Source organism: Eggerthella sp., from assembly GCF_048329335.1.
Classification (GTDB): domain Bacteria; phylum Actinomycetota; class Coriobacteriia; order Coriobacteriales; family Eggerthellaceae; genus Eggerthella; species Eggerthella lenta.
This window is the reverse complement of the sequence record NZ_DBFEGU010000109.1, coordinates 1-1,497: the sequence shown is the minus strand read 5'-3', so window position 1 is coordinate 1,497 and position 1,497 is coordinate 1. Positions and strand designations below refer to the sequence as shown.

Annotated in this window: 2 protein-coding genes; both read left to right on the top strand. The window is 67.6% G+C overall.

Features of this window, described 5'->3' with window-relative positions; all coding sequences use genetic code 11:
- The coding region (locus ACMO6A_RS03425; protein WP_418470787.1) for a hypothetical protein at window positions 1–742 on the top strand (742 nt) is incomplete at its 5' end.
- A 183-nt stretch (window positions 743–925) separates the two neighbouring features.
- The gene (locus tag ACMO6A_RS03420) at window positions 926–1,291 is read left to right on the top strand and encodes a hypothetical protein (protein ID WP_114614621.1); all 366 of its coding nucleotides are present in this window, start codon (window positions 926–928) and stop codon (window positions 1,289–1,291) included.
- Window positions 1,292–1,497: the final 206 nt, after the last annotated feature.

The window sequence follows — 1,497 nt, the reverse complement described above, 5'->3', positions numbered from 1 at the left end:
CGAGCGCCTGCGCTCGCGCGCGAAGGCGGCCGCCGAGCCGGTCGCCGATATCGACGGGCTGCGCGCGGAGAACGCGCGCCTGCGTGCCGATGCCGAGGCCTGGGAGGAGATCGCGACGGACCAGGACCGATGCTACTCCGACGCCGCCGCGAAGGTGGACGAGCTCACGAGGACCGTCCAGCGCCTCGAGGGCGAGAAGCGCGCGCTCGAACGCAAGGCGGCGCAGTGCGCGGCACCGTCGGACGACGACGGTGCCGCGAGGGTGGCCGAATGCCTCCAGTCGATCCCGCGCGACCTGACGGACCTCCTGAAGCTCGCGCGGTCCATCTGGCCCGAACGCATCGTCGTCCTGCCCGAGGCAATGGACTCCGCGAAGTACTACGACGGCAACCTCGCCGAGGAATGGGATATCGTCCGCGGCACCGCGACGGCGCTCTACGGCCTCCTGTTCGAGGACGACGGGTGCGAGGGCCAGGTCGCCGGCGAGTTCCAACGCCGCACGGGATACGAGCTCACGTTCAGCGAGAGCAGCGCCACCAGGGCGCGGGCCGACCTGATGAAGATGCGCGAGAGGAGCTACGGCGGGCGCACCGTCGACATCTCCGCGCACATCAAGGGCAGGAGCCAGAAGAACAGCTTCCGCCTCCACTTCTACATCGACCGGGAAAACGAGCTGATCGTCATAGGGTATGCCGGATGCCACATGAAGACCGCCGGCTCGCACCGCCGCGGCTTCAAGTAGCCGAGATCCCCGCCGTCGGAAACCGATGGCGGGGATCCTTTTTTGCGCACATGGCGAAACCGACCGCACAAACGCCCGGCGCATTTACGTCCCGCCAAAGGCGGCGGGCGGCGTATGAGCCCGGTCGCTTTTGGGTAGCATCGATAGGTAATGCCGGCAACATGACAAGAGGGGAGGGAGAATATGTTCGACACCGATAGCGAGACCCTGCGCGACGACGAGCCGACCGTGACCGAGACGCCGAAGGCATCGGCCGCGGACAGCGCGGCCGATGCCGCCAAAAAAGCAGCCGATGCCGAGAAGCGCGAGAAGCGACGCGCCCGCCAGAAGCGCCAGGCGTTCACCGAGCAGATGCAGAACTTGACGATGGATGACATCCGGCGCCTGATGGAGTCCAGCGTCGATCTCGGCGGCGTCAGCGATCCGCAGGCCGAGATCGAGCGCCGCATCGAGCGCAACGGCATGGCGTACCTGATGAAGGACGGCGCCGTGTACGCCGTCGTGCTCTCGAGCGACGACTACGAACGCCTCGCGGACAAGAAGGCGTAGACCTCGCATTGGCGAGGGTCGCCGGGCGAGAGGCCGCCACCGGAACACGGTGGCGGCCTTTTTCATGTCGCGACGCAACGCCCGGAACACCGACCGGACAACGATGGAAAGCGAGCGGAAACGCTCGCGCCGGACACGGCCGGCCAGGCCCCGCCTCGCCTCGATGCACGCCCGTCGGAGTCGGGAGTTATCGGATCGGCGTGCGC

Bases quoted from the DNA above. Each gene is read 5' to 3' on its own strand.
- ACMO6A_RS03420 (WP_114614621.1), top strand. From the start codon at position 926: ATGTTCGACACCGATAGCGAGACCCTGCGCGACGACGAGCCGACCGTG.